This is a genomic window from Microcoleus sp. (assembly GCF_041354475.1).
Classification (GTDB): domain Bacteria; phylum Cyanobacteriota; class Cyanobacteriia; order Cyanobacteriales; family Microcoleaceae; genus Microcoleus.
This window is the reverse complement of record NZ_JBGJZU010000011.1, coordinates 40,251-67,035: the sequence shown is the minus strand read 5'-3', so window position 1 is coordinate 67,035 and position 26,785 is coordinate 40,251. Positions and strand designations below refer to the sequence as shown.

The following is a 26,785-nucleotide window of genomic DNA, read 5'->3' as shown; positions in this document are numbered from 1 at the left end:
TGGGAATTGGGCAGCTACAACTTTCTTCCTTCTTCCCTCTTCCCTCTTCCTTCTTCCTTCTTCCCTCTTCCTTCTTCCCTCTTCCTTCTTCCCTCTTCCTTCTTCCTTCTTCCTTCTTCCTTCACTCCAGAACTGTTCGAGGATTGCGCGATCGATCTTGAATAAAAGACTCTACGAGGGCGACATCTTCTTTACTGCCAATAATCAAAGGTGTGCGCTCGTGAAGTTGAGTTGGCACCACATCCAAGATGTCTTGAATGCCGGTACTAGCCCGCCCGCCGGCTTGTTCCATCAAAAACGCCAAAGGAGCAGATTCGTACAGCAAGCGCAATTTGCCCTCCGGTTTTTTCACCGTTCCGGGGTACAAAAAGACACCTCCCTGAAATAAAATCCGGTGGAAATCTCCCACCAAAGCCCCGCCGTACCTGGCACTGTAACCTTGATTGCGGTGGACGTAGCGAATGTAATCTCGATAAGATTCCTCCCACTGCCAAAAGTTGCCTTCGTTGACGCTGTAAACCGGGCCGCTTGCAGGTGTCTGAATGTTTTCGGTTGCTAGAATAAACTCGCCCAAACTGGGGTCGAGGGTGAAGGAATGGACACCTTGACCGATCGAATAAACCAGCATGGTACTGGGACCATAAAGCACGTAGCCCGCGGCAATTTGTTTGTGTCCGTGTTGCAGCAAGTCTGAGGCTGAGCCATCTGCATCATCCCCTTCTTGCTTGCGGATGCTGAATATGGAACCGACATTGAGATTGGTGTCGAGATTGGAAGAACCATCTATGGGGTCGTAGAGCAGACTGTAGCGCCCGATCGGACAATTTTCGGGAATATAGTAGGGTTTTTCCATTTCCTCCGAAGCCAAGCGGCAGACAAGTCCGCTTTGCTGGAAGACGGAGATAAAAACTTCATTAGCATAGACATCCATCTTTTTGACGGATTCTCCCTGGACGTTGACAGCCCCTGTAAACCCCAAGGCATCTGCCATTAATCCAGCCCTACTCAGTCGCCTCGCGATCAGCTTGGCAGCTAGTCCGATGCGATTCATCAGGGCACTGAGATCCTGAGCATCTGCACTAAAGCTGTGGAGTTGCTGGAGTACGTGACGGGATAGAGTCGTGCAATCGCGGTCTAAGGCTTGCACCTGATCGATCGGACCCAGACGGGTTTCTCCTGTCGGCGCTTGTACCATGATTTTGATAACCTCCCTGTCTTGCGGCTCGCTAATTTGGGGTTTTCAGGTGCTTGACATTTGCTCCTGAATCGGGTATGAGACCGATCGCCCTCTCACTTATATCTTAGGGAGGGTTTTGGGAAAGGGGGTGGAACTTTAGGGGAATTTTAGATCCGGTGGAAAATTGAGGAGTGCGATCGGCTGTTGAGTCCGCAATTGTATCGAAAATAACTAATTTTTTGATTGACCGCAGAAAGTGTTGGTTTCGGGATTTAGGTTTGGTGTATGGCAGAAAGAAGTTAGGCAACGGATTTAACGGAGGTCAGTCAATCGAACCCACTGCTAAAATGATTTTAAACTCAATACATCGGAAAGCTGTCCTATGCCCTCTCCCTTTCCCGGAATGGACCCCTACTTAGAACACCCCGATTTTTGGCAGGAAACTCATAATCGATTAATTGTCGCGATCGCTGATAGCATCATGCCTCAAATTCGCCCTAAATATGAAATTGCGATCGACAAACGCATCTATGAAATTACCGATCCAAATGACAGTAACGGCGACTCGCTTTTAGTTGGTATCCCCGATGTGGCGATTAAACGTCAATCTAATAGCCCCGATCTTCCCACCCGTTCAGTTGCCACTTTAACTATCGCACTTCCTACTACCGTCAAAGTCCCTATTCCTGAAAAAATTAAACAAACTTACCTAGAAGTGCGAGAAATGGCAACTAAACAAGTTGTCACGGCAATTGAAATTCTTTCTCCTGTCAACAAACGCAGTGGAGAAGGCAGAATTACTTATCTCAAAAAACGCCAGAGTATTTTAGGTAGCTTAACCAATTTAGTGGAAATCGACTTGTTGCGAAGCTGGGAACCGATGCCTGTACTCAACAGTTCCATTCAAAGCGATTATCGGGTTTTAGTCAGTCGTAGCGATCGCCGTCCTTTTGCCGAACTTTATGGTTTTAATCTCCGGGATTCTCTACCTATATTTCCGGTGCCATTGCGCGAAGAAGATGTAGAACCTATTGTTAATTTACCAGAATTGTTCGCAGGTATTTACGATCGCGCCGGCTATGATTATCGAATCGATTACGATCGAGAACCCGTACCATCCCTGTCAGAAGAAAATCGGGTTTGGGCACAGGAACTTTTACAAGAAACAGGATTGCGAGATAATTAATTTTATTTTACCTTATTAATCGGCGATACTTTGGCTGTAATGCTCGATCGAGTAGGGATGATTGTCAAAGTTAAATATGAGACCGATCGTCCTGTAAGTTCTATCTTAGGGATGGTTTTGCGATCGGGCATGGAACTTTAGGTGAACTTTAGATCCCCAGACAAAATTGAGGAGTGCGATCGGCTGTTGAGTCGGGAATTGTATTCAAAATCACTAAATTTTTTATTTACCGCAGAGGACGCAGAGGGCGCGGAGGAAGAGAGGAGTAAGTTGGGCAAGGAATTTAGTGTACGGCAGTCACGGATGTCAAGGATGTCAGTTTGTCACAGTTTGATGATAGACCAAAATTGTATTTTAGGGGCGGGATTTCTGGCCCACCCACAAAAATTTCATCAAACTTGACCGTACAATTGAGATCAACCAAACCTTAACCCTTGTGCTTGACAAAAAAAGCACCTTCAGGTAATCGCACACCTGTCAAAGTCGTGAACAGAGTATGAGCAAATTCGGGGTTAGAACCTTCTAAATCAGCGTAACTTAAATTCGCCATTGTCAGGTCAGCTTCACCCAAATTTGTATTGCTAAGGTCAGCCCAAGTCAAGTTTGCTCGACTCAAATTAGCACGGCTAAGATTGGCTCCTTTTAGATCGGCTTTGCTCAAGTCAGCAGCGTATAATTGAGCATCAGGCAATTCGGCTCCTACTAAAAAAGCATGGTATAAGTTGACATAGCTCAAATTAGCTTTACCAAAGTTTACCCCATTGAGATTTGCACCTCTCAAATCAGTTCCGACAAGTACCGCTTCGTATAAATTAGCGTTACTGAGGTCTATGCCCTGTAAATTCATGCCACTGAGTGTCACGCCACTTAAATCAGCACCCTTTAATTGTACTCCATCATGTAAATTGACCATCCGAAAATCCGAGCCACGGAAATCAATTCCACGCAAATAGATGTGTTGAAAATTGACATTTTCAAAAATGAAGTTACGAAAATCTCTCCGACCAAATTTATATTCTTGATGAAATTCTGCCTCTTTCATGATTTTATTGAATTTAGGAGGCTTAGGGGGAAGAGTCGCAGTATCATTACCTGAGATTGTGCGGAACATTTTGAACAGTCTGCTTAACATGATTTTTCTCCTATTCTGTAAGTAAGTAAAATGTAAATTCCATCCAAGTATAGAAACCCAGTCTCACTAAAAAAATGGGTTTCTATCTGGTCATTTTTGTGCATGAAAATATTCCATTCACAAATCATCAGATTGCGTACCAGGAACTTTATCAAAAATATTTCTCCGGGTACGATAGGCTAATTGTCCACAATATCTTGGCAAAACATCAAGATAATTTAAGCTGCGACGCAGGTAAGCTTGAGGATGAGGACTTTGCTCAAAAAATGCAACTGATACATGGGCTTGTTCCACCAAAAACCTCCGAATATAATCGATGTCACTGATGAGCTTTTGATAACGTAGATTATCGGCTTTTTGTTCGTCAGTGATTTTACCTATGATTTGTTGAGGATGTTTTTTAGCAATGTTAAACAGGCGATAAATTCCTAGCTCAAGGTTTTTTTGCTCTAACTCAAGCCGTTGTTCTATCGCTTTGATATTACCACCTTGAATCTGCTCTGGCTGCTTTTGCAGTTCGCTCCCTAAAAAATAGAGCATATCACCTAAAGAATAGGCTGATTTTTCAACAATTTCTACATTCTGAGTAAGAGCCTGAGTTAACCTTTCAGCTCTTTGTGAGGATATCACTTCCTGACCAGAACGGAGAAGTTTAACAACCTGTTTTAATTTGGGATCGTCACATTTACCAGTGCTGCGGTATTGATCGGCTTTGCTGGTATCAATGTACTTGTTTTGAGGATCGGTTCTGGAATGACCTCGGAAGTCAATCACATTTTCAGATTGAATGTCATTGGGATTTTTTGCGGTCATAACAATTACTTGTGAGTGTTGAGTGACTGTTTCTTCGATGTTTGGTGGTTGTGTACCCAAGGGTGAATAGGGTACACTTTGCATTTAGCTATCTTCCAAAAATTCATCAAGTTCCATTTGGAGAGACTCGTCAAAAGACATTTGAATGTCTTGGCGGTAGGAATGAGCGATCGCCAACGCGCAAGCCCCCGCAGATGTAATAACTGATGTCGCGAAAAAGAAAAGTGAAAAGCCGAGACTATTCCAATTTCCCGTGATAAGTTTTGAAGTCGTACTTTGTATTGCTAAGCGAGTCGCTTCTGTCCCAGAAATTAACTGACCCTTAGCGTCGAAGTGCTGTTCGTAAAGAGCGGGCATGATTTGTTTTACTCCTGCTGCATAGCTAGCCGATCGCACAATCTGAGCCTTTTGCTTTTCCCAGTCAGCTTTAGCGACTTGAGAAACTTTGAAGGCATCTTCTGTTAAAAGCTTGGCTAAAGGGCAGAAGGGTACTTTAGCTTGACCTTCTTGAGCCAACACCGATTTCCAGTCCCGGTTTTGTTCTTGATACAAACCGTTAGCTTTGATAAAATAGTCATTGCGTGCGGTGCTGCCTTCAGGATAAGTCGCAGCCTTTTCTTGAAACTCTTTACATTTGGCTTCTGCATCCTTAACTGCTCTTAAATCTGGCTGAACGTCGTTAACCTTAATTTCTTGTTCGGCGACCAATTCTTTTGCTCTTAACTCGGCTAAATGACTTTGGTTAAGCGATAATTCAGGTGCGACTAAAGAGGTTCCCGACATCAATACATTCATTGCCAACATCGGCACGGTGGCACAGGCAGACCAAATTCGGTTTCCCGGTTTGCGAGTGGCAACTGCTTTGCCCATACCGTTGGTAAATTTGGTCATAGCAAGAGCAAGGGCAAGGGCGAAAATGAATCCTAAAAGCCCCATGTCTTTGCAGGAGTACAACAACAAGGGGAATATACTCACGCCGTCAATCGTGTTGCTAACGTTCATCGCTGTTGCTGTAACTGTCGAAGCTTGTGTGACTTCTTCAGTAACGTAATTAGAGCCGTGGAGTTCTTGTGGGTCAGTCAAGATCAAATCTTTGGACTTTTTGAACCAATTTTTGCTCTTTTTCAACCAAATATTAGGGTTTGCAGAAGTTTCATAAGAGTGATTCAGTTCGTGCATTTCTCTTTTCTCGCTGGGACATCTTGTGATAACAGACTGTGTTGCCTGACATTGCTATATCTGCGATCACAGGAGGTTTTCTGCAAAATGGGAAAATTTTTTGATGGCTGTATCGCCGAAATTAGTCAAAAATCAAGGATTTTATGGCGATCGTATAGGTTGAGTCAAGGAACGAAACCCAGCTATAGCCATTGTTGCGGTTGGGTTGAATGCAGTGAAAGCCAACCTACTGATTCTTAGTTAGTTAAGTTTGAATTCACCAACCGCAGAGAACGCTGCCCAATAGAAAGGATCTTGAAAGGGCTTAGAGTTATCTTGAAACATATCAAACATACGATGCAAAGCCATTTTTTGTGTGCGATTCAAAGGTAACTGTTTTTGATCTATCCACAGTTTTAGTTCAGCTATAGTTGTATCACGCAGCCATAATTGAGCTTGACAAAGTGCTGTAGCTACGGATGTTTGACTTTGCAGATTTTCGTAAAACCTAATCATTAAAAAACTTGTAGAAAAGTCGTTGACTGCCCAAAGGCTACTGACCACACTCGAACTGCCTGCAAGTAGGAATCCGCTGGGAAAACCCATGTACTCATCACTTTTACTGGTGAAGTCAATCAACCCACTTTCACAAGCTGAGAGAGTTACTAGGCCACATTGGCTGAGATCTAGGTTAAGGATTTCTCCCAATGTCAGGCATTTGTCTAAATTAATTTTTGTACTGTCTAGTGAACGATTATTTTCACTTGCAGTTCCCTGTAATTGTCCGTTAGAACCTCCAGCCTCAGCTAAGACCAGAGCCGATTCCAGAGGTGATTCAAAGTTAAAGTAGCCGTGACAAGAGAAATGGACGCAATTAGCATCAAGAAAATGCTTGTTATCTAATATTTCTTTTTTACTAGCAGCTTCTTTCACTAAGACATAATCGTTAGGAGCAAAGTACCGCCTAATAGTTGCGACTTCAATATCAGTAAAAATCAGGTCTTGGGTAGGGTTTTGAATAGCAAATAAGTGTATCAAATCGGAGCGTTTTTGATTCTGACTTAATTGCAGTAGTTGACAACTAGGAGCATAACTCACACCTCTCAAGAAATGGTCTAGGATATTATGGTTTTGACCTTCATTTAGAGGCAAAGCATGGAGAGGTAGCAGGTGCAGGAAGCGATGGGGTACAAAAATTATTCGGTCACAATCCGCAGGCAAATAGTTGATGATTCGATCGATATGTAGTATTTCAGCGAGATGCTGAAGACGGGCTGAAAGTTGATCTTGCCATTGTCTCGTGTTCTGCCCATAATCCTCCAAGTATTCCCCAAACCAAGTAAGTAAAATTTCTATATCCTCATGGGAGGATTGCAAAACTACAGGACTATTGCCTTGACTGGTAATTATAAAAGTGAAGATTTTATTGCTAACAATATACCATTCTATGATGGCTGTTTTTTCATCAAACTCAAATTTTAGTAAAGCTTGAATTTGATCGAACGAGATTGGTTCAACTTGGTAACTGAATTTTAAATCATGGTCAGTTAGAATCTTTTTTTTAGGGTAGAGTTCCCGACTGGATAGAATATCCACAAGATTACGGGCTTTGCTGCGTTCGACATATTCAATAGCTCGATCTGGTAGATCGATATTAACGTAGCTTTGGACTATTTTTTCATAAATATCAATTGCTTCTTCAAGAATCTCTTGTCTTCTAAATTCAGAAGCCGCCCAACTCCGACTTTGTTCTACGGCTTCAATTGCTACCGCAAAACCTTCTATTGCTATGTCCCATAATTCAGCATCAAAAGCTGTATTACCCATATTTTTTCCTGTTTTCAAACAGTCTAAAGGAAATGTTTGCGGTGTAAAAATCTCTAAAGCTCTTCGATAAGCTTCAATTGCTTCTGCAACATTATGAGATTTGAATCCCGAAATTCTGTCACTGTAGGCATTAGCCAAATTACTTTTAGTAGCAGCCCACAGTTCTGGAAAAGTGTCGCGAGTACGGAATTCCAAAGCAGCTTGATAACAACAAATAGCCCTTACCAAATTTTCTGATCTATTTCCTTTTATGCGGGATTGATAGGCTGTACCTAAGTTATTCTGAGTGGCGGCCCACTGTTCGGGAAAAGCTTGACGGCTACGGACTTCTAAAGCAGATTCATAACAATAAATAGCCATTTCCAAATTCTCGGCTTTATCCCCCATAATTCTCTCGGAGTATGCCTTGCCTAAATTATTCTGAGTCATCGCCCATTCATAAGGAAATGTCTCGCGAGTGTAAACTGTTAGGACATCATGATAACAAGAGATGGATTTTTCAATATTCTCCGCTTTATTACCTTTGATTCTATCGCTGTAAAATGTAGCCAAATTATTTTGAGTGGCCGCCCACTGTTCGGGAAAAGCTTCACGGCTACGGACTTCTAAAGCAGCTTGATAATAACAAATAGCATTTTCCAAATTCTCGGCTTGATCTCCGAAAATCCTCTCTTGGTAAACAATACCAAGATTATTGATAATCATTGCCCAATCCGACGGAAAATTCTCGCGCGTGTAAACTTGTAAAGCATTTTTATAGAAAGAAATAGCTGTTTCTAAGTTGTTAGCCCTATCTCCGAGAATTCTATCTCTGTAAACTGTAGCTAAATTGTTTAGAGTGGCAGCCTCCTGTTCGGAAAACTTTTCACGACAATGGACTTCCAAAGCAGCTTGATAAAAATAAATAGCCATTTCTAAATTTTGTGCTTTATCTTCCTGTATCCGGGATTTATAGGCTGTTCCTAAGTTGTTTTGGGTCGTAGCCCATTGTTCGGGGAAAGCGTCGCGACTGTACACTGCTAAAGTGCTTGTATAAAGCTCGATAGCTTTTTCCAAATTGTCCGATCGCATTCCTAAAATACGATCGCTGTAAGCATTAGCAAGGCTATTTTGCAAGCTAGCCCACTCTTGAGGAAAAGCGGCGCGAGTGTACACTTCTAAAGCTGCCGAGTAACACTGAATAGCTACTTCTAAGTTTTCACTTCTTTGACCTAGAATCCTGTGATTGTATGCCCTACCCAAATTCGTTTCACAAAGCGCCCAATTCTTCGAGTATAATTCTCTAGTAAAAAAACTCAATCCAATTTCATAAGCAACGATCGCTAATTCTATATTCACATTTCTACTTCCTAAAGGAAACTGCTGAATTAAATTGCCAAAATTGCAAATTGTTGAGGCTACAGCTTCAGCTTCGTCGGCAGTCGATTCAGATAATAAAGTAGTTGCCACTCCCTGTAAAGTAGCACTTAATTTGACATCCAATTTGTCTAAATTAGATTGTAAAAACTGGTAAACAACCCGTAGATCGGCATCTGTATCGGAAACTAATTGTAAAACCTCTAACAAAAAATGTAAATAATGTAAATCCTGTGGTGATTCAGCTATTGATGGGTTTTCTACTAACTCTATTATTTGAGTAGCAACACTTTGCAGGAAATCCGCTGCATTTTTATCTCCATTTTCAGCGAGATTTTCTGCTACTTGTGTCATCACCTGAACTAAGCCAGCATCAAGAAGTTCTGAGTTAGCATTTAAGATAGCTGCTTCTTCTCCACTTGAACAGCTTAGCAGTGCTTGTACGAGATGTAGGTAGCCCTGTAGACGCTGCTCGTTCATTCTTGATGCTCGCTTACGCTATTGTCGGATTTGATTTGGTTAATGGGTATCTCCAAAATTCAGGAGGATTGCCATAATAAACAAAAATTGTGCCAGATACAATTTTACCACGGCTATCAGTTTTTTGTCTTTGATAGCTCGCTGAAAAAAAGAACTAATCGAAGCAATTATGACATTTGCACCAATTTTGGCTGACAACTTGTCAGATATTTCCTGCCAAGTGTATCCATCTAACCAGAGAAGGAATATTTCTTGCAGAGCAATATCGGGGTGTATTCTCATCGGCTTGCTGAAAATATTTTCAGGATTTTCTAGCGCTATTTCCCGCATTTTTTCCAGAAAAGAAGGTTCGGGGATATCGGACGTAAATTGGTCTAAGTAGGTCGTCTTTGATTCATCACCATCTGCCGATCGAGCATTGCTGATTTGTCTGTCGGCTGACACTAGGATATCAATGACTTTTTTTCCTTTTTCAGTTCTCTGATGAATACCTTGGTGACTACCAATGAAATCGATCTGTTTTTTGGACTGAGTAAACCTCGCGTAGTTTAATACGTTTCCTTTTTTCGGATCGAACTTCCCCTTTTGTATAAACTCGAAAAGTGCCAAGTCTGTTTCTTGCTTAATGTCTTCCGAAACTTGGTGGTTTTCGGCGAGAGATAACCTGGGTGAATGCTTTGGGAGTGAAAGGCGACTGGGTTTCCTGAGTTGTGAAACCAATCTAGTTAAGGCTAACTGGCGATCGGGACTTTCAAGGGGATGCCTTTGGGCTTCCAAGGCCAGATCGTTCAGATGGTTGTTCAGTTCGGCTTCGGTGAACTTTTCGTTTGCTTCTGGAGATGGCTGCTTTTCTTTGTCGTCCATAAATCAATACTCCTCTGAGAGTAGAAGTTTTTGAGAACCACCGAGAAGCTATCAAGCCCTTATATCCGCTTGTTGTTTATAGGTTAGCCACTACGGGTTTTGCCTGACAAGAGTCCGATCGGCCTTTTAGTCCCGCGTTCTGCATCACTCTACATACTGTAGTGGTGTGGTTTCTTATGTATCTAGAAATATCGCCAAATTTCTGCAAGTTACTCAAATTTTTTTCTGTTGTGGGAATCCCTGATAGCTGTATCTAGCTGCAAGCCTTACACCATAAAGCGTTTGAGAATCTGATAACATTCGGTCAGTACACCTCTAGTCACTAATTTAGCGCACTTGGAGATTTGAAGACGATCACCCCATCAAGACTTGCGCGCCTTGAGTGTCGATCGCGATCGCCCTGACATCAGCCTTCACCCCAACATCCATCCAAGCAGCCGCCATTTCCCTCACAACCGCATCAGCATTAGTAGCCTCCGTTAAAGCCAAAAGCGTCGGCCCGGCACCGCTAATTACCATTCCAAAAGCCCCTGCATTCAACGCAGCTTCTTGCACCGCTTCATATCCCAGAATCAGCGATCGCCGGTAAGGCTGGTGAATCTTGTCTTGGAGGGCGCAGCGCAGCCAATCTCGATCGCCCGTAGCCAAAGCCCGCACCAACAAACCCAGGTGTGCGGCATTGAAAATCGCGCGATCGAAATCTGCTTTGGCTGCTGGATAGTCTTTGAGTGACGGGCGCTTTCATCCCGTCCCTCAACGGATTACCGTGCTTGGCGCGGGGCTTTCGCTTAGAAGCTAAAAAGATCCCATTCCGAAGGCAGAAGGCAGAGATAAAGAAACATTTTGCTCAGCAGCTATTTGAATGCCCGGTTGGGTAACTGCGCCGACTCCAGTGAGATTTATTGCTGTGGGGTCGATCGCATAATTCTGCTCGGTATCGAACCCCATCAAGCCAGAAACTGTTCTGAAGTCTGTGATGAAAGCACTGTTTTCGATGCTGATGTTACTTGCTGACACCGCAGAGTCGATGATCGCACCACCATCAGTCACAATATCTAGTGACTGCGCCCGCCGGGGAGTTTCAGTCTCCAAAGCCAGCCCAAAAGCTAATATTTGAGTAAACTGAGTAGCGCTAAAATTATTGTCGCTCACTAACACTAAAGATTGCTGTCCGTTCGGCAACACCGGCCCCAAAGTCATGCCTTCAACATTATCCAAACCTGTCGGCAAATGCAGGCTGTCAAAATTGAGAACCAAGCGTTTTTCAACGGGTTTGACAGTATTAATGTTAATCGCATTCAGCGAATTAATGCTGCTGATATCGCTGGCTCCATTTAGGCGTACTTCATAGAGTTTGATGGTATTTCCCGTACCTGGTGCGCCTGTAGAAAAAGAACGTTCTAGTGCTAAGAAAGTGCCGCGATTGTCTAAGGCTAACAGTTCCACTAAACCGTTGGTACTAAAAGCTGTTTCTGGAACTGCTGGAAGGGCCACCGGGTCAGTTAGATACAGAAATTCTTGTTCCGGCTGTCCTGTGGTTAAATTGTATTTGAGAATGCGCGATCGCGAACCAGTGTTAATTGTCGCCAGCGGCCCGTCTTGCACCAAAGCATTCTCCGTTGCTGTAAACAAGAATTTGCCATCGGGAGTAATTGTCAGGTTTTCAAAAGCTAAATTGTTGCGAACTCCCGCTGTTGGTGTATCTGCTGCATCAACAACTTGATTGTTGTTAGTATCCTGAACCACAGGTACAAACTTTGACGGCACTGGTAGCTGTCGCAACTGTAGGCCACTTCCTAAAGCAAACTCGTTCACAAATGGACTCTGAACTCTGGCAGCACCCAAGTTAGGACTGACTTCGCCTTCTGACGAAATAAACACCGTGCGGTTGCTAGTTAAACCGATGCCTTCCGGGTCAAGAGTATTAGTAGCAAAAGGTTGAGCGTTTTGGTTAAGCAGAGTTGTCACCCCAGAGAAATTAATCCCGGAACTAGACAGCGAACCAGAACTTAAATCGATATTCAGGGTATAGAATCGAGCCGGATTTCTGTCCGATCGATCGTCGGAAATACTGTAATAGCGGTTGTTAACTTGGTCGTAATCAATACCGGAAAGTCCGCCGAGTTGAGTTCCTTGGACAGTGACGGAACCTGTTGGATAAGTAGCTTGTCCGAGGAAGTTGATATTTCTGACACTGGTGCGCGGAGATCGATCGCCCACAGCAATATCTGCCCAAACTAAACTATGATCGGAAGTAGGAGTAGTGTCCGCATTTTGGCGATCGCCCACCAATCTGTACAGCGGATCTGTCGTCACAGGCCAAAATACCGCAGCATCACTAACTGGCAAATCAGCAGACGGCAAAACATAATCAACTCGCAGATTTCCCGAACCCGTTCCTGTATCTCCAAAATCCGCCGTATCAAAAGCCGGACTGCCTTTTTGGTTGACATTATTCCCGCCGTCTGCTACTTGTTGAATCCCGCCTAAACTAGCAGGGATTGCGCTAGTGACTCCCACATTTACTCGCGAGTTATTGAGCAACTGTAAAATCGCATTGTCAAAACTATCTCCATCAACAGGATCGGCATTTTGGTCGCCCATAATTACGAAACTCGCATTCGGTGCAAGTCCGCCAAAGGTGCGGCGATCGTCGTAAATATAACTACCTTTTCCAGGAGTAATGTAATCTGCCCACAAGCGAATTTCATCATGATTTCGCTTGCCGTTTCTGTCTTCTGGGCCGTCAAACACAGGCGGTGTCGGATGACTGACTAAAGCGTGAACAATGTCGCCGTTGATATTAATTGGCACGTCCCAGTGACTCTTTGACGACAGGCGAAATACGTTTAATTCAGCAGGTGAGTAATAGTCATTTGTGGCGGAAGTAGCCGAGTCATCCGGCAAAAATGCCCCCGGCATATCTTTCCATAGAAAGTTTTGGAACGTGCGAATATTCGCCGTATCAATGGGATATTTTGAGTACAAAGCCATGCCGTATTGTCCCGGAAAATCCCCAAAGCCGAAAGCGTCGTTGCCGTAGCCGGTGGTGCCAACTTCTGTGACAGTGGAACCGTTATTATCTAAATCGAAACCGGAAGCAATGCCTGTGTTAGAAGGGGCAGTATAGCGAAAGGGATAATTAACAGGAGTTGCGCCATTCTGACTGACTGACAGATAGTTTTGCTGAAACAAATTTAGGGATGTGTTGCTGCTATCGTAGTCAAACTCGTTAATTAACAAAACATCGGGATTTACCCGCTGAATAGTTTCAGCGACATTCTTTGCTTGCTGGTTGCTAGGAGTCGAAAGGTCTGTAATTAACCGACCTGCACTACTGCGGTTCAAAGAAGCGTTGAAGCTAGAAAAGCGCACTGCCGGAACTGGACTTTCGGCAACAATGAAATCTCCAGAATCGAAATTTCGGATTCCTTCCAAAATCGCTAAAAATTGGTTGGTTGTTGAATCTTTGAGAACAATACTGTTGCTAAAATTGCCCGTACCTCTAGAAATTTCGATGTTAGCCGGAGAGATGCCGCTGACACTAATTAAGTCTTGACCTTTGACAAAATCGGTAATCACGTCAGCATTTTCTAGTTGGGAACTGCCGATCCGCCCGATCGCGAAAATATCTTTACCGCCACCACCGGTCAAAATGTCGCGATCGAGATCGCCGGAGAGAAAATCGTCTCCTTCGCCACCTTGAAGGGTATCTCGGTTTCGACCGCCGTAGAGTGCGTTATTTCCCGAACCGCCCAATAACAAGTCATTACCTGCATTGCCAAAAAGGCGATCGTTTCCTTCCTGACCGAAAATGGCGTCATCGCCACCCAACCCAGAAATTAAGTCGCCTGCGATCGTCCCGTTTAATGTGTCATTTCCCGATGTGCCGTTAATTGCTGCCACGTTAAGTCACTCCTCTTTACCGCTAAAGTCAAATATTTTCGGGTTGCGAGTATGGTCTCACGCTAGGATTAAAGACTGATTATTTAATGGTTAAACACTTGTGTACTTTCCACACTTGAGCCGATCGCCCAGACAGCTTGGTATAATATCGATCCGACTGCGGTATGTTTCCAGGGAAATATTCAGGTATTTAAGTCGAGACTTGTACTCCTTGAGTGTCGATCGCGATCGCCCTTACATCAGCCTTCACCCCAAATTTCCCCCAAGCAGCCGCCATTTCCCTCACAACCGCAACAGCATTAGTAACATCCGTTAAAGCCAAAAGCGTCGGCCCCGCACCGCTAATTACCATCCCACAAGCCCCTGCATTCAGTGCAGCTTTTTGCACAGCTTCATATCCCAGAATCAGCGATCGCCGATAAGGCTGGTGAATCTTGTCTTGGAGGGCGCAACGTAGCCAATTGCGATCGCCCGTAGCCAAAGCCCGCACCAACAAACCCAGGTGTGCGGCATTGAAAATCGCGTCAGCCCTGGTGTAATCTGCTGGCAAAACTTGGCGCGCCTCGGCGGTAGAAAGTTCAAAATCGGGAATCGCTACCACGGGCACAATATCAGGATGCCAGGGAATGTCGCAAATTTGCCAAGAACCCCCCCCCTGCCCCCCCTTGCTAAGGGGGGGTGTAAGAAGGGATGCTTCTGTCAGGTTCCCCTTGGTAAAGGGGGGTGTAAGAGGGGATTCTTCTCTTAGCCCCCCCTTACTAAGGGGGGGTTGGGGGGGTAATTCTGGTTCCACTTCACTAAGGGAGATTTCTTCTCTTCGCCCCCCCTCACTAAGGGGGAGTTCTTCTCTTAGCCCCCCCTTAGTAAGGGGGGGTTGCTCTCTTAGCCCCCCCTTACTAAGGGGGGGTTGGGGGGGTGCATTGCTAGCAGCGAGGCGACAACCTCCCAGTAAAGCGGGGACAACGTTGTCGGGATGTCCTTCAAGTTCGATCGCCAACTGCATCACTTCCACCTGACTCAAAGGCGAACCGGCTAATTCATTTGCACCGACTAGCCCGCCGACAATCGCTGTAGCGGAACTTCCCAAGCCTCTAGCCAGCGGCACTTGCATATCTATATTTATGGCGACGGGCGGTGGCGATTGGTTGAGGCGATCGTACAAGGTAACAAATGCTACATAGGCGAGATTGCTGTCATCTGTCTTGACTTTGGCTGCTTCTGCGCCCGTAACGGTAATTTTTAGTTTCTCGGTTGCCGAGGGTTCGAGTCGGGAGAATTGGAAGCGGTTGTAGAGGCTTAAAGCGGCGCCGATGCAGTCAAAACCGGGGCCTAAGTTGGCGGTTGTAGCGGGTACGGTGACAGTGATGGTGGAAATTACGGACATTGTTTGAATAGTGGATTGGGAATTTTCAACCGCAGATAAACGCGGACGAACGCAGATAGAAGAATACTATACTATGTTTTAGGAAGTAGTATTTGAAGATGTTTTAGGGCATCTTGGTAATCGTTGGTATTGCCGGATTTTTGATAGAGTTCGGCTGCTTTTTGATAGTCGGCGATCGCACCTGGTTTGTCTTCTAAGAATTCGCGGACTCTGGCGCGGTTGTAGTACGCATCACCGTAGTTGGGGTTGATGGCAATTGCGCGATCGAAATCTGCTTTGGCCGCTGGGTAGTCTTTGAGGTCGCGGCCGTGGATGATGCCACGTTTGTTGTAAGCTTGGGCGTAGTTGGGGTTGAGGCGGATGGCTTCGGTGTAATCGGCGATCGCGCCTTGAAAGTCTCCAGCCTCTGACTTGGCTAAACCGTTGTTAAATAACTCTTCAGCAGGATTTTGAACAATGGTTTTGTGAGCAATTAATATTGCTGAGGATTGAGCAAAAACAGCAGGAGATATATTACCAAATATAGTCAATATTCCTAGAGTAGCAATCAAATTGTAAAATGGTCTTTTCATAATCTACGCAAAAATTTGAGCTACAGAGCAACTAAAACCAGGTAATAACGGTGAAGTAAGTTGATCGTTGCTCAACAGCGTAGCAATGAGTCTTAAACTTGCTTGTTCCCTGCGATAAACTTCTATTTGTTGCAACTGCCAATTCACAACCCAGTATTCTTGAACTCCTCGTACCGAATAGAGTCTGAGTTTCAAATCTCGATCGCGTCTCTGATTCTCTGCACCGGGGGACAAGACTTCCACAATTAACTCGGGTGCGGCGGTTAAATGGCCGGCTTCGTCTAGCAAGATAGCCAAACGTTCGTTGCTAGCCCAGGCTACATCGGGGATGACGTTATCGGCATCCGTGAAAATAAGGCCTGGATTGATTGCGGCTCGTCCCAAACCAGTAGACATCGACCAAGTATCAAGACAAGAAAAAAATCTGCCACAAGTCTGTTGATGCCCCCAATGCGGTGCTCTAGTCATAAATAGCTCCCCATCAATAATTTCATAGCGATCGCCATTATCAGGCAATAGTTCTAAATCGGCGGTAGTAAAGCGTAGTTTATCAGATATTGTCTGGCTCATACAAACACTCTTGATAGGTGATACAAAAATTATAGACGATCGAGCATCTAAAGCATCCACAAATTTCAACCTGTGAGTGCAAAAGAAGGCAAAAACAAAACCCGCCCAGGCGGGTTTCTATATTCTTAGTCCGCGCACCATCCGGACTTTGTTTGTGTAGTCGCGATTTCCAATCGCCGGATTTCCTGAGAATTACAAACCATGAGATTACTTCAGAACAGTCTTAGAAGCAATCCGAGTTTTCTTGCGATCGCCCTCACTCAACTCCTCACCGGATTGCAAGCGAGTAGCAGAGGTTTGTAGGACAGTGGCGGCACTTTTATCGCCCATTTGCAGAGCCGTTTTAGCCGCGGTTTGGAGCATCGTGGCTGCGCCAGCCCGATCGCCCTGCTGCAATCTAGTTTCAGCAAGTTGAGTTTGGCGGTATTTAGCCAAAGCTAAAATGTGTTGCTGCACCATTGGATTGATTGCCGGCTGATAAACTGGCAGGACATTAGTCGAAATCACCACCGATTCAGAGAGCAAACCTGCACCGACTGTGGGATCGTCGTAGCGAATTTGTACTTGCCCGATCGCCTGTTTACCTTCTGGTAACTGTCCAATATAAATATTAGCCAAAACTACTCGTTCTACATCCTTCATTAAATCTCCCAAACGGACCATAAAGCGATCGCCATCTTGCTCCACCGGCAATTCAATAGTATCTGGGGCAACTTGGGCGATGGGTTTAAGTTCGGCTAACCGCACCTTTGGCATCAGCGAAAATAGCAAATAAGCATTAGTCAGCCCCACCGATTGCACGCGGGTAAACAGCTTGCCGAACTCTTCAACAGCATCTTCAGGACGCTGAATATGAGCCAAAGCACCGCCACCGGCATCCGCAATTTTTTCCAAAATATCCTGATTCCAGTTATCCCCAAATCCCAGAGAATTCAAGGTCATGTTATACTCAGCAGCCAGCTTGGCCAACTTCAAACAGCGGTTGTTGTCGCCGTGTTCATTTTCGCCATCAGTCAATAGAAAGGCCTGAGAGATAGTCTCTTTTTTGCCTTTGCCCAACTCTTCAATACCTAGCTTAATGCCCTCATCAATTGCCGTCCCACCAGCGGGACGCAATTTCTCAATTTGCCGTTTAATACTAGCGGGGTCTTCCACAATTTGGTTAGGGACAAGGACTTTAGCTTTGTGGTCAAAAGCAACCGCACAAAAGCGATCCCCAGGCTTCAATCTGTCGAGGAGGCGTCCGGCGGCCTGTTTGACGGTTTCCAAAGGACGTCCGTTCATGGAACCGCTGTGGTCGAGAATCAGGCAGAGATTTAAGGGTACGTTGGAGTCGAAGTTCGAGGTGGTCGCAGACACCGAAATGGCTAGCTGGCGCTGGCTTGAGGGCGCATCCGCGTCCAGGTTGGTGTCGTTTAAAGCAGGGAGCAAACTAACTTTCATGCGGGATACCTAAAGATTGCGTTACTATTTCTTTAAGAATAACTCCATCAGTTCAGGCGACATTTCGATGAAAACACCCTTTAAAGCAATGCAATCGCAATACTACGGCGATGCCTCCTACCGGACGCCCCCCCCTGATTTACAATCGCTGTTGCTGAAGGAGCGGATTATCTACCTGGGCTTACCCTTGGTATCGTCCGACGATTTCAAACGTCAAATGGGGGTAGATGTCACTAAACTGATTATTGCTCAGTTACTCTACTTACAATTCAATGATTCGGAAAAACCGATCTTTTTTTACATCAACTCGACAGGAACTTCCTGGTACACAGGGGATGCCATTGGGCAAGAAACGGAAGCTTTCGCTATCTGTGACACGATGAACTACGTGAAACCTCCTGTTCATACCATCTGCCTTGGTCAAGCGATGGGAACTGCGGCGATGATTTTGTCTGCGGGAGCTAAAGGCTCGCGGGCTAGTTTGCCCCATGCTACCATCGTCTTGAATCAACCGCGGACGGGGATGGGACGATCGCAGGCAACAGACATCCAGATTCGGGCCAAGGAAGTCCTGGCAAACAAAGCAACGGCAATGGGTATCCTGTCGAAGAATACGGGTCAGCCAGTGGAAAAAATTGCCAAAGATACCGATCGAATGTGCTACATGACCCCGGAACAAGCCAAAGAATACGGACTAATCGATCGCGTGCTAGAAAGCACCAAGGATTTGCCCGTAGCATTGCCGGCGCTAGTTTAACCCTTTCCTGCTAGGGGAAGGCTTTTTGAGTCTGATTATTTTTTTAGAAGCTTGGATGGTGGTAGCTATGCCTGTTGATGAAATCCTGCGCGTTCCTTACAACATTCCTGGCAGCTCCAACTGGCAGTGGATCAATATATACACTCGCTTGAGCCAGGAACGGATCATTTTTGTGAACCAGACGATAACTACAGGTCTGGCAAATACTGTGATTTCAGCAATGCTTTACCTGGACTCGATCGAGTCGAAGAAGCCCATATATCTATACATCAACTCCTACGGCGACCCAATCGCGGGGGGAACAGTAAATCAAATGGCTGGGATGATGTCGGTGGCGGCAGGTTTGGCGATTTACGATACCATGCAGCATATCAAGTCGGAAATCCAAACAATTTGTTTGGGTCAAGCCATCGGTCTGTCGGCCCTGTTACTGTCCTCCGGGAGCAAAGGGAAGCGAGCTAGTCTCCCCCATGCGATGATTGCCCTGGAGTATCCCCAAGGGGGGACCCAGGGTCAGGCAACTGATATCACAATCAATGCCACAGAAGTCCTGGCAAAAAAAGATTTAATTCTGGAAATTTTTGCGAAAAATACAGGACAATCTGTGGAAAAACTGGCGAAAGATATGAATCGCACGTTTTACCTGACTCCGCAAGCAGCTAAAGATTACGGGCTGATCGATCGGGTGTTGGAAAGCACCAAAGAAATATCTCAACCAACTGCCACAGTTTTTAGCTAAAGGAGTTGCCATTGAGGAGAAAATCGGTGGGATTAACTCCTGAATGGGAACTGCTAGCTGCTAACTGTTCATTACTGAAAATTTCACCTTTATTCTGTTAGGAGATATACGATGCCTATTGGCGTTCCCAGCGTTCCGTACCGGCTTCCCGGCAGTAGCTACGAACAGTGGATCAATATTTACGAAAGGCTGTTTCGGGAGCGGATTATTTTCCTGTCAGAAGAAGTAGATGATGGCATTGCTAATGCGATCGTGGCTTATCTGCTGTACCTGGATTCGGAGGATCAGAGCAAACCTATTTACCTGTACATTAACTCTCCCGGCGGCTCGGTGACGGCGGGCATGGCAATCTACGATACCATGCAGCACATTAAATCTGAGGTAGTGACGATTTGTGTGGGTCTAGCGGCCTCGATGGGTTCTTTTTTACTAGCAGCAGGTACCAAGGGGAAACGAGTCGCTTTGCCAAACTCGCGGATTATGATTCACCAGCCTTCTGGGGGCACGCGGGGACAAGCGACGGATATCGAGATTGAGGCCAAAGAGATCGTCCGCATTCGCCATCAGTTGAATCAGATTTATGCAGCTCGGACTGGTCAGACTTTAGCCAAAATCGAAAAAGACATGGATCGGGACTATTTTATGTCTGCTCAGGAAGCCAAGGAATATGGTTTGATCGATCATGTGATTGAAGAACGTCCTTAAGTAAAGTTTTCCCTTCAGTAGTGCAGGCAATGCTGAAGGGAAAACCTCGACCCGCAGTAAATTTTGGCAGAGTCTTTACTTTAAGGATTCTGCCATATTTAATGGTATTATTAGCGATGATTTATAGTAAATGGATATTGCAGATTATTACCGACAGTTAGGACTCAGATCTGGTGCGAGTGTGTCGCAAGTTAAGGCGGCTTATAGACAACTAGCCAGACAGTATCACCCCGATGTAAATCCGGGCAACGAACAGGCGAAGAATAGGTTTATTGCGATTACTGAGGCTTATAAGTTTCTGGTGAATATTGCTCCCCCCGATGGGGAGTCGAAAGTTGCGAATGATACTAAGCAGACGGGGACGACATCGGCATCCCAGATGCCAAAAACTCAACCACAGAAAGTGAAAGTGACTCGGAAAGCGTCGCCAATTGAAAATACCCAGGATTTGTCGGCAGCGGAAGAAAAGTTAAAGCAGGATGCTTATTTGCAGTTGCAGGAGTTGCTGAAGTATCAGAGGTTCCCACGGGCGATCGCCCTGGTGGAAGGTTTGGCACAGCGGATTCCCGATGATGTGGAAGTGCGTCAATGGCAGGCGATCGCCTATCAGCGTTGGGGAAGGCATTTAATTGGGGAAAAGCAGGTTGATAAGGCGAGAATTTATTTAAAAAAGGCTGTGAAAACTGACCCTCACAATCGGGCTTTGTGGGCAGAAGTTGAGCGAGATTTTCGCAAGTTAGAACAGATTTATTGAAGTTGGAAATTTAGTTGGGTTCTGTGCAGGTAATCAAAGGCTTATAGTTTTGAGTTTTTCGAGAATAACTTGAGTATTTTTAGGTCTTTTTTCCGGCAGGGGTTCCATTAATTGGTCTATAAAATATGCTAGTAAACCGTTTAGTTGCACCCCATGATTTCTCCAATTAATTTTACCAGTTGTCTCATCTGTCGGAAAGTCGATCGGCGGTGTACCTGTTAGTAAATGTACAAAAGTACGTCCCAGGGCAAAAAAGTCCGATCGCACTTCAGCTATACCGATAATTTGTTCCGGGGCGGAATATCCAGGGGAACCTATAGGCGTTGTATCAATCCCCGCTTCTCCCACAGCCCCAAAATCAATTAGTATCAATTTGCCATCGGGTTGCAACATCAGGTTTGATGGCTTAATATCTCGATGTATTATATTATATTGGTGAATTTTGTGTAAAATATGCGTCAGTTGGGTGAGCCAATCAATGGCTAGTTTGGGAGATATATGCTGGTTTTTATTTAAGAATTGTGCTAAAGTTTCTCCCTCAATTTTTTCCATCACTAAACAGGACAATTTTTGAGATTTTTGGGGAATTTGAATACTGAAATATCCGTCAGGTTCAACTTGCGGAATTCCGGTATTTCCCGCTAGCCAAATTAAGGTGCGTGCTTCCTGCTTGAATAATCGGATTAAAGGGGGATGATGAGTATATTTCAATACTTTTAAAACTTTGACAGTACCCCATTGGTTTTCCTCGGTTCCCCAATCTGCGACTGCAAAAATTTCTGTAGGGAGTGCTGGATTGGTCGATCGCACGGGGTGGATGATACGATAGCGATCGGCAATCAATAAAGCCGTCCCGCAACTGTGACAATTTTGAGCTCGATCGCAATTCTCACGGGTTTTGCACTGGGGATTGATGCAGTAACTCATTTGAAGAAGTTATTGGTGATTGGTGATTGGTGATTGGTTATTTGTAGCTATGAATATAAAACCCAGCAGTTATGACCTACTGCTGGGTTTCGATTTACCGCCCATTTGTGCACGCTGTTACCTTTAAGTCAAGTGTTTGAAATTAGTATTATCGTGCCTCTTCCAATTGGGCTACCCCCCTAGGTTTGGTAGAGGGAGCTGGAGTCGAACCAGCAACAACGATAGGGTTTGCCTTGACAGTCGTTTTAGCGATCGGCGATGAATGCTGAGTTTAGAGTAATAACTTGCTATTGAATGTGTACCTCATGCTGCCTCTACCAATTGGGCTACCTCTCTTTAATGAGTAGAGAGGACAGGAATCGAACCTGCACTGTCGCATTTGTACGGTTTAAGTTGAAGTTTTAGTTTGAACTTGTACTCTATTTATATCCTAAACTATAACTCTCAAAAAAGCAAGCTATTAACGGAAAATAAATTGCAAAATTCGCTCTCCCACTCTCTGTTCCTGAACCTCAAAATTGTTAGCTTCCTCGCGGGCGAACTTAACAGCTTGCTGCAAAGTTTCTATTCTTTGGAGCAACTCATTGACTCGGCGCGCTGGTAAGGCACCGGAAAATTTTACTGTTCGCCAATAGCCAATCGTAATATCTTCGTAATAAACCTCTACTTGAGCCGGATGGTGTTCGGTAGCTTCGGCTTTAACATGATTGCGCGGAGTCTTAAAAGTCTTGAGAGTTTGCACTGGTTCTGTGGCCCAGCAGTCGGCGGAAGGGTCGAAATTCCAAGTCTCGGAAGCGTCCAATACGGGCAGTTTTTTGATAAATGCTTGCAAGTCTGTCAACTGCTTTTCAACGAATAGTAAATAGCTGACGGGAACTTGGCTCAAAAGCACGTTTCCGTCTATGGTTATGTCAGCGCGAGCTTGGCAATTTGTCCAATCTTTGGTTGCTGTGATATCGAAGAGTTTGGTCAAAACTTCTGTTGTTTTGCGAATAATCTCTTCTGTTTTGACTTCAACTTTTTTGGACTCTGGGGGGAGTTGTTCGCCTTCTTCGTCCTTGGGGCGGTAAGTGCGGGATATTCCAGATAGCAAACCGGGCTTCTGGAGAGCTTTTTGGGCTTCTGCGAGCTCTTGGACGGAGCGGCTTTTGATGCTTTTTTCGATCGCGATAATTTGATTTAAGCGTGCCATTTTGTAATATTCTCACCCCTAACCTACATTTTGTAGTATATCATATTTCACAAAAACGACAAGTTTTTGATTTTTGGGTAGCACCCGTGCTGGCTTAACAATGTAGTCTTCTAGCCAAAGTGTAGTAAATTTAACTGTTTTTGACTGCTCGGACTATTCCTAAAGATAGATGGCAAAATACCTCTTGCGACCAATGGCAACATAACTAAACATTTCTTAACATATAGAAAACAAAGGGAATGGTAGGAGAGGTTAATCATCCTTCAGCCCTTGGGTGCTAGGTTTAACCGGATTTTTCTGGGTAAGACACTCTCCAGCCAACAGGTGAGTGTCTGAAAAGTTGAGATTGTCAAAAACAAGAGCTAAATCAATGAATCAGCAGCAAAACTCAGCAGTTTCAGAATTTTTGCCAATGCTTCAAAAAGGTATTTGGCTGTTTGGTATTATCTCTTGGATATTCGGGCTGACGGATAGAAGTATTGCACTATTAGCAGATGGATATCTATCGGCTATCGATATTGTCCAGCTATTTACAGCTTCATTCTTCTTTGTGAGTTGGTTGCTTTTAAGTCCATTTCTCAGTGTGAACGCACCCAGAGTATTGAAAGTAAAAAACAGCACACAGAATATAGAAATAGCTCAATAGTTTTTAAGTGGGAATGTCTGTTTTGCCATCGCTAGTTTGTTCCTGGGATGCAAAACGAGTGGGCCAAATGCGATCGCAAAAAAACAAAGTGCCGGCAGTGACGCATAGGGGAATAGCCAACAGGTTCAACAGCGGAATACTTACTAAACCAAAACAAACTAAACCAAAACTGCCACTAGCGGGCAAACTTCCGCGAAGGATATCTAATTTTTCTTTAAAAGGTCGTCTTCGCCTTTCTAGAGGTGCATCTAAAAAGTCTAAACAGACAAGAGTTGCTCCCAAAGCTACTCCTCCTAAACTGCCTAAAATAGAGCCGACACCAGGGATAAAATTCAGAACTAGGAGTGGTATGCCGAAGCTCAACAAAATTTGTAATTTTCTGAATTCAAAGGCGATCGCTCTTTTGATATCCTGAAAAATGCTAGTCAAACTCATGGGTGCTTCTGCGGGCAATTGACCGTTACGCAGGAGTTCCAGTTGTTGAGATAATTCGCCGTACCAAGGGGAACCCAAAATCACGCCAAATTGTACTAATAAAAATCCAATGATTAGCAAAAGTCCGGTTACTAGGAGTATGCGTAACAACCAGCCAAAAGCGATGGTTAAGACGGCGAGAAAACTGAGCCACTGGGGCAAGTTAGCAATTAATGTATGAAAGTGGAGGGACAAATTGGCAACTAAAAGGTCTATTCCTGACAAACTGGGAAATAGTAATCCCAAATAAAGACTGATGCCAATTAAAAAATTTAGCACTACTGGAATTAATACATAACCCCAGAGCTTGGGTGTTTGCCAAAGCAGTGTGAAAGCTCGCAGAGGATAGGTGAAACCAGCCAGAAGTCCGATGGGCGCGCTGATGGCGCTGTGGGCGGGATTAGAATTGAGCTGCTGAGACATATAGAAGAAGGAATAAGGAAGAAGGAAGTTGGCTTGATTTATCTAGGAGCGTCACTTTCTATTATTATTACGTATGAGGATTTATTGTAGGTAGCCCCAAAAGTGAAGCTTTTTATTTACCATACCCCGGAACTTACCCCAACGGACAAAATGCCAGCCTGTGCGATCGCCGTTGACGTGCTGCGGGCGACTACGACAATGGCAACTGCGCTCAACAATGGGGCGGAAGCTGTGCAAGTTTTCAGCGATTTAGAACAACTGATGGGGGAGAGCGAAAAATGGCCGGCAGACAAGCGCATTCGGGCAGGAGAGCGTGGCGGTGCGAAAGTTGACGGATTTGATATGGGGAATTCTCCCCTCGACTGCACCCCAGAAAATGTGACGGGGAAGCGAATTTTCATTAGTACAACTAATGGTACTCGCGCTCTCCAAAGGGTGCAAACTGCGCCGATAGTTTTAACAGCGGCTTTGATTAATCGGCAAGCTGTGGTGGAGTTTTTGTTAGATAAACAGCCGGAAACTATTGGGATAGTTGGTTCGGGTTGGGAAGGAAGTTATTCCTTGGAAGATAGTGTTTGTGCGGGGGCGATCGCCCACAGCCTCTTGACAAAAACTGGTATTCCTGCTACTGATTTTGCTGGTAACGATGAAGTATTTGCAGCAATGGCGTTGTATCTCCAGTGGGAAAATCAATTGCATCAATTGCTAAAATCTGCTAGTCATGGTCAAAGACTGCTTCGTTTAGGAGTGATTGAAGATTTGAAATATTGCTCCCAAATCGATATTTTAGATGTGCTGCCAATGCAGCGAGAACCGGGAGTTTTGGTGAAGTCGGATGGGAAGATTTCCTAAATAAATAAGACCGAAATCCAGACTAATTTCCTGACGGCAAATCATCAGAAAAGCGCTGAATTAGACATTGGGCAATCCGTCGCGCTGCACCGGGTTTTCCCATGCGGCGCTTGCCATTTTCATCAATTAGCTGTAATCGGTCAGGATGGTTGAACAAAAACTGGATGTTGCTGGCAACTTCACGGGGATGGTTAACTAAAATTAGGGAGAGTCCTAGGAGGCGACTTTGCGCTTCTGCAAAAGCTGGTGTAAATTGAGGACCGGTGCCGTCGATGGCGATCGCCGGTTTTCCTAAACCTACAAATTGTTCTGTAGCGGTGCCGGCCATCGCCACGGCTACATCGGCTTCATACAAATAATCGTTAAAATTGTGCTGACTCAAAATCATGGTTGCTTGTTTCTGCACAAAGGTCAAAGGGAATAGGAAATTGGGAGATTCCTGGTTGATTTCTTGGCTAGGAGATACAGCCGGTCGTAAAATACTTCCTTCTCGCTGTTGGGTTCTAGTTTCGCCGTCTAGATTCCAGCCGAATAATTCTACTATGGAGCGCAGGGCTTCTAAATTTAATTCTGGGGAAATGGCGCCTAAAAATAGCAGTTTGCGATCGCCAAAAGTAGATAAAATACCCGTTACAGCCTCTAAAATTAGCTGCCAATTAGCGTAAGCTTCCGGCGCTCTAGAACCGGGTAGTAAAGCGATGGCGAGCGATCGAGACCTTTGGCGAAACTCCGCGCCACCTGCGTAAAATCCGCGGGCTGAGTTTTCCGGTGTCAAGGCATCCATCATGGGATTTCCGAGATTGTAAGCGGGAATGCCTAATTTTTCCAAGGTCTCGGCCGTCAGGGCATCCCTAGGAAAAACGGCCCGACAGCGCCTTCTAGTCATCAGCCAGCGCTCCCAAGGCAAATAAACCGAGCCCGACCAAGCTTCCCAACTAAGACGTCGGGACGGGCCATTCACAGGCCCGTTTTCGTCTCGTAGATAATACTCAGACTTGGCGGTACCGACAAAGGCATAGGGGGCACCACTGAGCCAAGCAAACAGCAGTGGTACGATATCGCCGACTGCTAAAATAACGGCGTGCTGATTTCCCGACTGTTTGTGCGATCGCACCCAAGCACGGATGGCTTTAAATTGAGCGATGGTAAGTTGCAGCAAGCCGCCTTTGATGTCGCGCAAAAACTCCCTTCCGTCCATGTAGATAAAGCCGCCAGAAGGCATCCGCTGCACCGGGCCGATGACGCGGGCGTTGTCCAGTTTCGCGAAAGCTTGCCCTTCGCCTACCAGTGGAAATACGGATATTTCTGGCGGATGTGGCTGCTGTTGCAGTTCCTGTAAGATGCGAAGGGCGATCGCGTCTTCTCCGTGACCGTTACTAAGGCAAAGTAATTTCAATCCCAAAACTCTCAAAAATTATATTATACTAATAAATGTCAACTAATAACTG

The 26,785-nt window shown here is 45.0% G+C and carries 22 protein-coding genes and 1 pseudogene; 7 read left to right on the top strand and 16 right to left on the bottom strand.

Features of this window, described 5'->3' with window-relative positions; translation table 11 throughout:
- Positions 1–121 precede the first annotated feature (121 nt).
- Positions 122–1,195, bottom strand: a complete 1,074-nt coding sequence (gene fbp, locus ACBR23_RS06595) for a class 1 fructose-bisphosphatase (RefSeq protein WP_371119194.1) — start codon at positions 1,193–1,195, stop codon at positions 122–124.
- A gap of 364 nt (positions 1,196–1,559) precedes the next feature.
- Here fbp and ACBR23_RS06590 point away from each other — a divergent pair, with 364 nt between their 5' ends.
- Positions 1,560–2,363, top strand: coding sequence for a DUF4058 family protein (locus tag ACBR23_RS06590; RefSeq protein WP_371119193.1), 804 nt, complete (start codon positions 1,560–1,562; stop codon positions 2,361–2,363).
- A 427-nt stretch (positions 2,364–2,790) separates the two neighbouring features.
- Here ACBR23_RS06590 and ACBR23_RS06585 read toward each other — a convergent pair whose 3' ends face one another.
- The 11 genes and pseudogenes from ACBR23_RS06585 to ACBR23_RS06535 all read right to left on the bottom strand — a co-directional run bounded on the left by ACBR23_RS06585 (position 2,791) and on the right by ACBR23_RS06535 (position 17,868).
- Entirely contained in the window at positions 2,791–3,405 is a 615-nt protein-coding gene (locus tag ACBR23_RS06585) for a pentapeptide repeat-containing protein (protein ID WP_371121197.1), read from the bottom strand.
- Between the two features lie 207 nt (positions 3,406–3,612).
- Positions 3,613–4,308 (bottom strand): hypothetical protein, encoded by a 696-nt coding sequence (locus ACBR23_RS06580; protein ID WP_371119191.1) that lies wholly within the window; start codon positions 4,306–4,308, stop codon positions 3,613–3,615.
- 84 nt (positions 4,309–4,392) lie between these two features.
- Positions 4,393–5,487, bottom strand: a complete 1,095-nt coding sequence (locus ACBR23_RS06575; protein ID WP_371119190.1) for a hypothetical protein — start codon at positions 5,485–5,487, stop codon at positions 4,393–4,395.
- A gap of 240 nt (positions 5,488–5,727) precedes the next feature.
- Positions 5,728–9,129, bottom strand: coding sequence for a CHAT domain-containing protein (locus tag ACBR23_RS06570; protein ID WP_371119189.1), 3,402 nt, complete (start codon positions 9,127–9,129; stop codon positions 5,728–5,730).
- A 39-nt stretch (positions 9,130–9,168) separates the two neighbouring features.
- Entirely contained in the window at positions 9,169–9,993 is an 825-nt protein-coding gene (locus tag ACBR23_RS06565) for a hypothetical protein (protein ID WP_371119188.1), read from the bottom strand.
- Between the two features lie 354 nt (positions 9,994–10,347).
- Positions 10,348–10,683: pseudogene (locus ACBR23_RS06560) on the bottom strand (homoserine kinase); the annotation flags it as partial.
- A 105-nt stretch (positions 10,684–10,788) separates the two neighbouring features.
- On the bottom strand, positions 10,789–13,899 hold the full coding sequence (locus ACBR23_RS06555) for an esterase-like activity of phytase family protein (protein WP_371119187.1): 3,111 nt from the start codon (positions 13,897–13,899) through the stop codon (positions 10,789–10,791).
- 190 nt (positions 13,900–14,089) lie between these two features.
- The gene (locus ACBR23_RS06550; protein WP_371119186.1) at positions 14,090–15,283 is read right to left on the bottom strand and encodes a homoserine kinase; all 1,194 of its coding nucleotides are present in this window, start codon (positions 15,281–15,283) and stop codon (positions 14,090–14,092) included.
- Between the two features lie 71 nt (positions 15,284–15,354).
- Positions 15,355–15,855, bottom strand: coding sequence for a tetratricopeptide repeat protein (locus ACBR23_RS06545; RefSeq protein WP_371119185.1), 501 nt, complete (start codon positions 15,853–15,855; stop codon positions 15,355–15,357).
- A 3-nt stretch (positions 15,856–15,858) separates the two neighbouring features.
- Positions 15,859–16,425: a Uma2 family endonuclease gene (locus tag ACBR23_RS06540; RefSeq protein ID WP_371115025.1), complete on the bottom strand. Its 567-nt coding sequence runs from the start codon at positions 16,423–16,425 to the stop codon at positions 15,859–15,861.
- 207 nt (positions 16,426–16,632) lie between these two features.
- The gene (locus tag ACBR23_RS06535) at positions 16,633–17,868 is read right to left on the bottom strand and encodes a VWA domain-containing protein (protein ID WP_371119184.1); all 1,236 of its coding nucleotides are present in this window, start codon (positions 17,866–17,868) and stop codon (positions 16,633–16,635) included.
- A 67-nt stretch (positions 17,869–17,935) separates the two neighbouring features.
- Here ACBR23_RS06535 and ACBR23_RS06530 point away from each other — a divergent pair, with 67 nt between their 5' ends.
- From ACBR23_RS06530 to ACBR23_RS06515, 4 genes are all read left to right on the top strand, one after another.
- Entirely contained in the window at positions 17,936–18,625 is a 690-nt protein-coding gene (locus tag ACBR23_RS06530; RefSeq protein ID WP_341731609.1) for an ATP-dependent Clp protease proteolytic subunit, read from the top strand.
- A gap of 67 nt (positions 18,626–18,692) precedes the next feature.
- A complete protein-coding gene (locus tag ACBR23_RS06525) occupies positions 18,693–19,364 on the top strand; it encodes an ATP-dependent Clp protease proteolytic subunit (RefSeq protein WP_340549860.1) in 672 nt (223 codons plus the stop codon).
- 111 nt (positions 19,365–19,475) lie between these two features.
- The gene (locus ACBR23_RS06520) at positions 19,476–20,069 is read left to right on the top strand and encodes an ATP-dependent Clp protease proteolytic subunit (protein ID WP_340520888.1); all 594 of its coding nucleotides are present in this window, start codon (positions 19,476–19,478) and stop codon (positions 20,067–20,069) included.
- Between the two features lie 130 nt (positions 20,070–20,199).
- A complete protein-coding gene (locus tag ACBR23_RS06515) occupies positions 20,200–20,823 on the top strand; it encodes a DnaJ domain-containing protein (protein WP_341739923.1) in 624 nt (207 codons plus the stop codon).
- 33 nt (positions 20,824–20,856) lie between these two features.
- On the opposite strand, the gene ACBR23_RS06510 is transcribed toward ACBR23_RS06515, so the two are convergent.
- Together ACBR23_RS06510 and ACBR23_RS06505 are read right to left on the bottom strand one after the other, a co-directional pair.
- Positions 20,857–21,750: a protein kinase gene (locus ACBR23_RS06510; protein WP_371115023.1), complete on the bottom strand. Its 894-nt coding sequence runs from the start codon at positions 21,748–21,750 to the stop codon at positions 20,857–20,859.
- A gap of 460 nt (positions 21,751–22,210) precedes the next feature.
- A complete protein-coding gene (locus ACBR23_RS06505) occupies positions 22,211–22,942 on the bottom strand; it encodes a hypothetical protein (protein WP_371115022.1) in 732 nt (243 codons plus the stop codon).
- Between the two features lie 370 nt (positions 22,943–23,312).
- On the opposite strand from ACBR23_RS06505, the gene ACBR23_RS06500 reads away from it, so the two are divergent.
- Complete coding sequence (locus tag ACBR23_RS06500; protein ID WP_371115021.1) at positions 23,313–23,588, top strand: hypothetical protein; 276 nt, start codon at positions 23,313–23,315, stop codon at positions 23,586–23,588.
- Positions 23,589–23,591: 3 nt separating this feature from the next.
- On the opposite strand, the gene ACBR23_RS06495 is transcribed toward ACBR23_RS06500, so the two are convergent.
- Complete coding sequence (locus ACBR23_RS06495) at positions 23,592–24,485, bottom strand: EI24 domain-containing protein (protein ID WP_371115020.1); 894 nt, start codon at positions 24,483–24,485, stop codon at positions 23,592–23,594.
- Between the two features lie 102 nt (positions 24,486–24,587).
- On the opposite strand from ACBR23_RS06495, the gene ACBR23_RS06490 reads away from it, so the two are divergent.
- A complete protein-coding gene (locus ACBR23_RS06490; protein WP_371115019.1) occupies positions 24,588–25,337 on the top strand; it encodes a 2-phosphosulfolactate phosphatase family protein in 750 nt (249 codons plus the stop codon).
- 22 nt (positions 25,338–25,359) lie between these two features.
- On the opposite strand, the gene ACBR23_RS06485 is transcribed toward ACBR23_RS06490, so the two are convergent.
- Positions 25,360–26,733 (bottom strand): lipid-A-disaccharide synthase-related protein, encoded by a 1,374-nt coding sequence (locus tag ACBR23_RS06485; protein WP_371119183.1) that lies wholly within the window; start codon positions 26,731–26,733, stop codon positions 25,360–25,362.
- Positions 26,734–26,785: the final 52 nt, after the last annotated feature.